This is a genomic window from Mycobacterium sp., assembly GCF_044370595.1.
Lineage (GTDB): Bacteria > Actinomycetota > Actinomycetes > Mycobacteriales > Mycobacteriaceae > Mycobacterium.
This window is the reverse complement of record NZ_JBILVF010000151.1, coordinates 1-8,309: the sequence shown is the minus strand read 5'-3', so window position 1 is coordinate 8,309 and position 8,309 is coordinate 1. Positions and strand designations below refer to the sequence as shown.

Genomic DNA, 8,309 nt, shown 5'->3' with positions numbered 1-8,309 from the left:
TCTGCTTTCGCTGCGCGAAATTTTCGGCTGAGCCGCGAGGGCGGCGTCCGGGAGGAGTTGGGATGCGGCCATCGGGGACGGTCGGAAGGGTTGGCGGCCTGGCGGTCGCCCTGGGAGTCGGAGCCGCGCTGAGCGTCGGGGGCGCCGGGGAGTGCTGGGCCTCCCCGGCTGACACCACCGCCCGGGCGGATCAACGCGCGGGTTCTGATGCGGGTGCGACCCGCGCCACATCACCACGACGGCAATCCGCCGGGGACAGTGCGGGGCCGGGGCCCTCCCGGAGTCCGGGAACGCCGTCGACGGCAGCGGCCGCCCGCCCGCCGGTGGTCGACGCGGCGGTGAGCGCCAACCGGCCGGCAGCCGCCACGGAACAGACGGAACTGGCGGAACCGGATCCGGTTGCGCCCGTCGAATCTGCGGCTTCATGGGCGCTGCTGGCCGCGGCACGCCGCGAAATAGGGCAGCCCCACGCTCCCCTGTCGGCTGCGGCGGCCTCAGCCGCCCCGCTACCGGCGGCGGGGTCAACCGCCGCACCACCGGCGGCGTCAACCGTTCCTGCACCGGCACCGGCACCGGCACCGGCACCGGCACCGGCACCGGCGGCCAGTGTCGCCGCCGCTGAGGAGATCGCGGTCAGCCCGACCGTGCGTTTCGTCGACGGGATCGTGCAGGGCACGCTGAAGGCCACCAGCGCGCGATACGGCGACACCTCCTGCTCGGACAGTACGACGACGTCATGTCTGACCTACGAGCCCGTCAGCAAAGGCGGGGCCGTCGGCAAGCTGGCCATGGGCACAGTCCCCGTCAGCCCGACGGCGAATGACCCCCAGAGTTTCACCGTGCTTCCCTATCTGACCTGGGATCTGGACACCGGAGCCGGAAAGGGCGAACAGACCTTCCAAGTGCGGGTGACCGAGGTGACGCCGTTCGGCTCGTTCCTCACCGGGCTGCCGGTGGTGGGAACGACCGCCGATCAGATCATCGAGCTGCTGCAGCAGACCCCTGTCCTCGGCACAGCTCTGGCGCCGTTGATCGGCGCGTCGACCCTCGCCACGATCGGCGTCGACCTGACGTCGCTCGCGCCGGGGAGGACTCCACTCGCCTTCACCTACCGGGTGACCTCCTTCGACGGGACGCTGATCAGCGCGAACTTCTTCCCCGCCGCCCAGATCAAGTCCGGCGAGGTCGCTCCGCTGGTGTTCCGCGGCCCCGGGCTGGCCGCCCCCGGATCCACCGATCCGTACGTGAACACGGTGCAGGGCACCACCTCGGCCTCCCTCGTTCCGCCGATCAAGGTGCTACGCGAGGCGAACTACAACGTCATCTCCTGGGATCCGCGGGGAGAGTTCGCCTCCACCGGTGTGCTGCAGATGGACAATCCGTTCTACGAAGGCCGTGACGTCTCCGCGCTCATCAGTTGGGCCGCCGAAAATCCGCTCGTCGAACTCGACGGTCCCGACGACCCGGCGGTGGGAATGGTGGGTGGCTCCTACGGTGGCGGCATTCAATTGCCTGTTGCCGGAACCGATCCGCGGGTCGACGCCGTCGTCCCGTCAATCACCTGGAACTCGCTCACCTCGTCGCTGTATCCCAGCGAGGTGTTCAAGTCGGCGTGGTCGGCGGCGCTCATCCTCGCCTTGATCGACGCGGAGGCGCGGATCAATCCCCAGATCTACGCCGGGATCGCCTCCGGGCTGCTCTTCAACTGGGTCAGCGAGACGGCTCAGGCGGTGTTCGCAAGCAGTGGCCCGACGGTACTGCTCAATCAGGTCAAGGCCCCGACGCTGCTGCTCCAGAGCACCGTCGATGGGCTCTTCCCGCTGTCGGAGGCGGCGGCGAACGCGCAGAGCATCCTCGCCAATCCCTGGGGAACGCCGGTCAAGATGCTCTGGTTCTGCGGCGCCCACGGCTACTGCCTGGACCCCTCAGACCCCACCCAGAGCGATCGGCTGGTAGCCGACAGCATGTCCTGGTTGAACACCTATGTCGCCGGAACCGGTTCGGCGGCCGACGACATCCCGACGTTCCAGTGGTGGGACCAGAAGGGCAGCCGGTATACCTCCTCGCTTATGCCGTTCGAGCCCGGCTTCAATCAGCCGGTGCCGTACACCGCCACCGGAACCGGCGGACTGCTGCCGATCATCCCGCTGATCGGCGGTTCGGGACCGCTGCGGGGACCGGAGTCCCTGCCGGAGTTCCTCCTGACGTTCCCACTGGACGCCACGTTCGCCACCGCTGCGGACAACGCGATCGATGTCGCGGTGAACCCTGCAGCGGGCAGCCAGGTCGTCGGTGCTCCGCAACTGAGCTTCACCTACCGAGGGGTCGGCACCGGCAAGGCGGTGTTCGCCCAATTGGTCGACAACGCCACCGGCCGAGTGGTCGGCAACACCGTCACGGCTGTCCCGGTGACCCTCGACGGTCAGACCAACTCGGTGTCGGTCCCGATGGAGAGCATCGCGTACAGCGTCGGCGCCGGCGACTCGCTGACGCTGCAGATCGTCGCCTACGCATCGTCGTATGCCAATTCCTCGATCGGTGTCGTCGACATCTCCGATATCCGACTCGACCTGCCGCTGCGCGATCAGATTCCGCGGTAAGCCACTGCTGCGGGCCCTCTCAGCACGCCGTTGCCCCCGTCGTGAGGCCGCCGGGCCCCGCGCAGTCTGGGACGGACCGGTGGTTCACTGACGTCATGGCCCAGCTCAGCCGTCGCGGCTTCATCAGTGCTGCGGGCCTGGCGGCCACCAGTCTGGCCGCATCGTGTGCCACGCCCAGCCGGACCGGGCTGGTCGACCTCAACGCCGTGGTGCGCGGGGCGGTGGTGCTTCCCGGCGAGCCGGACTATCAGGATCTGGTGATCCCGCGGAACCTGCGTTTCGCGGCCCTGCAGCCCGCCGCAGTCGTCCTCTGCGCCGACGCCGATGACGTCGCCGCCGCGGTGCGGTGGTCACGGGAAACCAACACCGCCTTCGCAATCCGCGGCGGCGGACACAACTATTCCAGCGCCTCGGTCTCGCAGGGCATCATCATCAGCACCCGGAAGCTCAAGGCTGCCCGCATCGACGGCAACCGCCTGACCACTCAGGCCGGGGTCATCAACGCCGATCTGTCCGAGTTGCTGTCCCAGGCCCCCGGCAGGCTGTTGCTGCCGGGCGGAAACTGCCCGGCGGTCGGCGTGGCGGGCCTTACCCTCGGCGGTGGCATCGGCCCCAACGCACCGTGGGCGGGCCTGACTGCCGACCGTCTTCGCGCGGTCACCATGGTCACCGCGGAGGGCAACCTCGTCACCGCCAGCGCCGGCGAGAACCCCGACCTCTTCTGGGGGCTGCGCGGCGGTGCCGGCGGCAATTTCGGTGTGGTCACTGAACTGGATTTCGAGTTGGTGGAGGTACCCGTCGACCGTGCCACCTTCGGCAAGCTGACCTTCCGGGGCCGCGACTCCGCCCTGGCTGCCGCACTTGCCTTCCAGCGGCTGCGGGCCGACGCCGCACGGACCGTGACCGGCACCATCCTGCTGGCCCACCGCGAAGGCGACGCGGACGCGACGTTGAAGGTGCAGTGCCTGGCCGGTGCGAAACCCGCCCGCGAGATGCTGGAGCCGTTACTCACCATCCCCGGGGTCACCGTCGATATCACCGAAGGCCCGTGGTGGGACGCCTACCGGTGGTACACGACCGCGCTCAATCCGGCTTACTCGTTCTGGGACCGCTCGCTCTACGCCGACGAATTCCTCACCGGCGACGCCCTTTCCGCAGCACTGGAGGTGGTCAGCCGCTTCCCCGCCAAGGGGAGTCCCACTGACCGCAACGGCACGATGTCGCTCTTCGGCTGGGTCGGCGGAGCCGTCGGTGACGTGGCCCCGACCGACACCGCCTACGTACACCGGGCGGCCCGGATCCTGGTCGAGATGGCCTCGCGGTGGCCGACTCCGGCGCAGCCGCAGTTGCCCGTCAGCCCGATACCCCCGGAGATTCGGGCGTGGCAGGAGCGACTGTGGGAGACGGTGCTCCCACACACCACCGGGCGGTCCTATCAGAACTTCCCCGACCCCGAGTTGCCGGACTGGGCCGACGCCTACTACGGCGACAACCTCACCCGTCTGCGCGGCCTCAAGTCGACCTGGGATCCGGCTGGCGTGTTCACCCACTTCCAGGGGATTCCACTGCCGCGCTAGCGCTTTCACACCACGGGCTAGGGACCGGTCGCGGGTAGTCCGGTGTAGTCCGGTTTGTCGGTGGGCGGTTCGAGCAGGCCGCACCGCAGCAATTCGTAGCGGGGCACCCGGTCGATCCGGTAGCGGGTGAAATCCCAGGCCCGGTTGAAGTTACCGATGAACCGCGGCCGGGTCATCGGCTCGCGGATGGCGGTGAACATCTCGACGGTGTCCGGGCAGCCGAGCGCGACCTGAGCCTGCTCCACCCAGCCCTCGTCGAGGTACTCCGGGATCCACGGGCGCTCCTTGAGCCAGGGCCCCTCTGCCACCGCCCAGTCCGGGAAGAGATTCTTGTCGTGGCCGATTCGGCCGTCCGCCAGGCGCGCGGTGTGGGCGGCCAACGGGTTGGCCAGACCGATCTGGTCGATCACCCGGGTGTCCAGCCCTACGTTCATACCGAGCATGCCGAGGTTGGTGAAAAACACGGTGTGTGTCGCATTTTGACGACGCCAGTCCTCGGCCGACACCCCAGGCGGCGGCGGCTCGGTCGGCGGCTTCTGGGGCACGACATCCCAGACGTCCCAGTTGCCCGACGGCAGCAGCAGAGCGCCGTCCGGGGTGTTGTTGATGGCCACCAGGACCGCGCGCATGCGCGGATAGTCCAGATAATCCGCGGCGGTCAGCGGATGGGCGTGACCGGTGGCCTGGGAGTAAAACCTGCGTTCGTCGACGATCCCGGAGTAGGTGACCCGGGTGGCGTCGCGCCCCATGCCGGGTGAGTTGGCCGCCCACAGCGCCCAACCGGCCAACGCCAGCCACAACAGCAGCGCCGCCCCGGCCAGCCGGTGGCTGTTCTCGCGGGGAATGCCCTTCGCGAGATCCGCGATACGGAAGCCCGGCGGGATGACAAGCGGGATCACCGCGACCGGAAGCAGCACACAGAACAGCGGCGCCAGCAACACCCGTCCGTGCATGAAGTCACCGCCCTGGCGGATCCAATACAGCGCCTGCAGCACACCGCTGAGGAGGATGAAGACCACGACAGCCGAGGAGGTGCGGACGCGGGCGGCAAGCCCGGTGGCCCGGGCGCGTTCCGGCTGCTCACCCGGCGTCCGGCCGGCCCGCAGCACCGCGACCAGTCCGATCACCAGCACCGCCGGAAGCCAGAGCGCGTAGGGGCCGGTGAGGTTGTTCAGGTAGGTCAGCCCCTGGCCCCACTTGCTGCCCGAGGCGTCCTTGGCCAGCGCGGTCTGCGGGACGATCAGGGCGTAGTAGCCCATCCGGAAGATCTGGTAGCCCACCGGAAGCAGGCCGCCGGCCAGCACGATGAGCGCTCGACGGCCCCAGGCCGGTTCGGCGATCAGCATCATGATCAGCGCCACCCCGCCGATCAGGGCCAGTTCCGGGCGGACCAGCACGCTCAGGCCCGCCACGAATGCCAACCCCGCCAGCCCCGCCGGGTTTGATCCGCTGTGCTGCGGTGACTGAGCCCAGCGCACCATCAGCCACCACAGACCACCCAGCCAGGCGGTCACCAGACCGTTCTCCAAGCCGGAGGTGGCGAAGTCGCGGGCCGGGGGGATGGCGATGTAAACCAGCACCCCGGCCGGCAGGAACACCGCGGGGCGGGCCCGCAGGTACGGGGCCCACAGGCGGGCGGTGCCCAGCATCGCCATCGCCACGCCGGCGACACTGAAAATCAGCGACAGCGCCAGCGCCACGTACTCCAACCGCAACGGACCGCCGACAACGCTGCCGAGGTACACCAGGTAGGTCCAGGCCGTGGAGGTGTTGGACTCCACCCGCTCCCCGGCGTTGAACACCGGGCCGTTGCCGGCCAGCAGGTTGCGGATGGTCCGCAGCACGATGAGCCCGTCATCGGCGATCCACCGCCGCTGCCAGGCTCCCCAGAACCACAACACCGAGACCGCCGCAACGGTGAACCACAGGCTGATCCGGGTGAGCGCCGATGGCCGCAAGGCCGGCGCGCGCATCGGGAAGCGCGCCTGGGCACGGGCAGCCGGCGCGCTAGCTGAGGACGGCGGCGGCAATGACGGTTCCGATCCAGGCCAGGGCCAGAAGTTGGAGCACCCGGTCGCGCAGCGCGATGTCCTCCGGTTCGCCGGCCATGCCGCCGTCGACGTCGACCGCGTAGCGCAGGATCGCGATGGTGAACGGCACCATCGAGATGACGAACCAGGATCCGCCGTCACCGTCCCGTTCGAAGGCCCATAACCCGTAGCAGACCACCACGGCGGTGGCCGACAGTGTCCAGACGAACGTCAGGTAGGTGCTGGTGTAGTTCTCCAGCGACTTGCGAATCTTGGCGCCGGTGCGCTCAGCGAGTTGCAGTTCGGCGTACCGCTTTCCGGCTGCCATGAACAGCGAACCGAAGGCCATCACCAACAAAAACCACTGCGACAGCGGGATGCCGCCCGCCACACCCCCGGCGATGGCCCGGATCAGGAAGCCAGAGGACAGGATGCAGATGTCCAGTACCGCTTGGTGTTTGAGGCCGAAGCAGTAGGCAAGCTGGATGGCCAGATAGACCGCCATCACCAGAGCAAGCTTCGGGGTTACCCACCACGAGATCGCCAGGCAGGCCACCGCCAGGACGGTGGCGATCCCATAGGCCATCCCCACCGGCAGCACGCCGGCGGCGATCGGGCGGAACTGTTTGGTCGGGTGCGCCCGGTCGGCTTCGACGTCGCGGGCGTCGTTGATCAGATAGATCGACGAGGCCGCCATGCAGAACACCACGAAGGCGATCGAGACCTTGTAGAGCACCGACAGATCGAAGTGGGCGCCGCCGCCCAGTGCGGCCAACGGGGCGGCGAAGACCAGGAGGTTCTTGACCCACTGCCGGGGTCTGACCGCTCTGATGATCCCGGCCGGCAGGCTGCTCGGCGGACCGGTGACCGTAGTCTCGCCCATGGTCAGTCCCTGTCCTTTCGGGTGCCCGTCTGGCTCGCCCCGAGCCGGGTTGCGGCCGTGGCGACGGTGGCGCCGACGGCCATGCCGGCGAGCACGTCGGTGGGATAGTGAACCCCCAGCACCAGCCGCGAGAGCGCCATCAGTGGCACGGCGACCAATGGCAGCGGCGAGCCGGTAGCTCGGCACAGCAGCATAGCGGCGGCGGTGGAGGAGGTCGCGTGCGCGGAGGGGAAGCTCAGCGCGCTGGGGGTCGAGACGTTGACGGCGATGTCGGGGTGGTGCGGGCGGCGGCGACGGACCGCCAGTTTGATCGCGATCGCCGCGCCGTGGGCGGCCACCGCGCCGACGCCGACCAGCAGCCAGTCCCGGCGGCGACGCGGTGAGAGCAGCGCGCCGGCCGCCGACAGCGCCGCCCAACCGGCAGCGTGCTCACCGAAGTGCGACATGGACCTGGCCACCCCCACCACCGGCGGCGAGCCGAGTCGGGACTGCACCTCGACCAGCGCGGCCACTTCACCGGTGGGCGGGCTGGCCTGGGGTACCTGCTCGGGCTGCTCAGGCATTGATCGCCGCTTTGTCGAACAGCACCGTCTCCCATTTGCGCTGGCTGGACAGTTCGGGCAGCGCTTCTCGGTAGACCCGACGCATGTGGTCGTACTTGCGGTACAGCCGGATGTGTTGGCGCAGCGACTCTTTGAATAATGCAGCCATTTTAGCCCGGTCGCGCTGGCGGTAGACCACGCCGCGGCCGTCGGCGGTGGTGACGGTGACACCGTCGACGTTGCACAGCAGAAACCAGCGGGCGTCCTGGGTGGCGACGTTGAGTTGCGGGCGTTCGTGGTGGGCCGGGTCGGCCTGGCTCATCTGGTGGACCAGGCCGCGCGCCAACCGGATTCCGATGACCGGCAGCGCGGCCGGCGGCTTGTGCGCCTTGGTCCGCCCACTGGGCGGGGGCAGCGCGGTGGCGGCGGGCAGCACCACCGCATCGGGGTACTGCTGGCGCAGGGCCCGCACCTCCGGCAGCGCCGATTCCAGGATCGAGAAGATGTGCTCGGGGCCGGCGAGGAAGTCGTCGATGGCCTTGTTCTGGATAGCGACCGTCGAATACTCAAGGCACATAAGGTGTTTGATGGTGGCTTTGATGGAACTCTTGAGCAGGCCGTTGACCGGGGCGTCCCAGTGCAGGGCGGAAACCACCAGCCGGTTTCGAAGATGGAAG

At 68.9% G+C, this 8,309-nt stretch carries 5 protein-coding genes and 1 pseudogene; 2 read left to right on the top strand and 4 right to left on the bottom strand.

The window, feature by feature from the left end; genetic code table 11:
* The first annotated feature begins 62 nt into the window (after positions 1 to 62).
* Positions 63 to 2,600 (top strand): CocE/NonD family hydrolase, encoded by a 2,538-nt coding sequence (locus ADBZ5N_RS15610; protein ID WP_526258929.1) that lies wholly within the window; start codon positions 63 to 65, stop codon positions 2,598 to 2,600.
* A 95-nt stretch (positions 2,601 to 2,695) separates the two neighbouring features.
* The gene (locus ADBZ5N_RS15605) at positions 2,696 to 4,177 is read left to right on the top strand and encodes an FAD-binding oxidoreductase (protein ID WP_526258927.1); all 1,482 of its coding nucleotides are present in this window, start codon (positions 2,696 to 2,698) and stop codon (positions 4,175 to 4,177) included.
* Between the two features lie 17 nt (positions 4,178 to 4,194).
* On the opposite strand, the gene aftB is transcribed toward ADBZ5N_RS15605, so the two are convergent.
* The 4 genes and pseudogenes from aftB to ADBZ5N_RS15585 all read right to left on the bottom strand — a co-directional run.
* Positions 4,195 to 6,150 (bottom strand): terminal beta-(1->2)-arabinofuranosyltransferase, encoded by a 1,956-nt coding sequence (gene aftB, locus ADBZ5N_RS15600; RefSeq protein WP_526258925.1) that lies wholly within the window; start codon positions 6,148 to 6,150, stop codon positions 4,195 to 4,197.
* A gap of 34 nt (positions 6,151 to 6,184) precedes the next feature.
* Complete coding sequence (locus ADBZ5N_RS15595; RefSeq protein ID WP_526258923.1) at positions 6,185 to 7,090, bottom strand: decaprenyl-phosphate phosphoribosyltransferase; 906 nt, start codon at positions 7,088 to 7,090, stop codon at positions 6,185 to 6,187.
* Between the two features lie 2 nt (positions 7,091 to 7,092).
* On the bottom strand, positions 7,093 to 7,653 hold the full coding sequence (locus ADBZ5N_RS15590) for a phosphatase PAP2 family protein (RefSeq protein WP_526258921.1): 561 nt from the start codon (positions 7,651 to 7,653) through the stop codon (positions 7,093 to 7,095).
* A pseudogene (locus ADBZ5N_RS15585) lies at positions 7,646 to 8,309 on the bottom strand (glycosyltransferase family 2 protein); the annotation flags it as partial. The pseudogene ADBZ5N_RS15585 and the gene ADBZ5N_RS15590, both read right to left, overlap by 8 nt.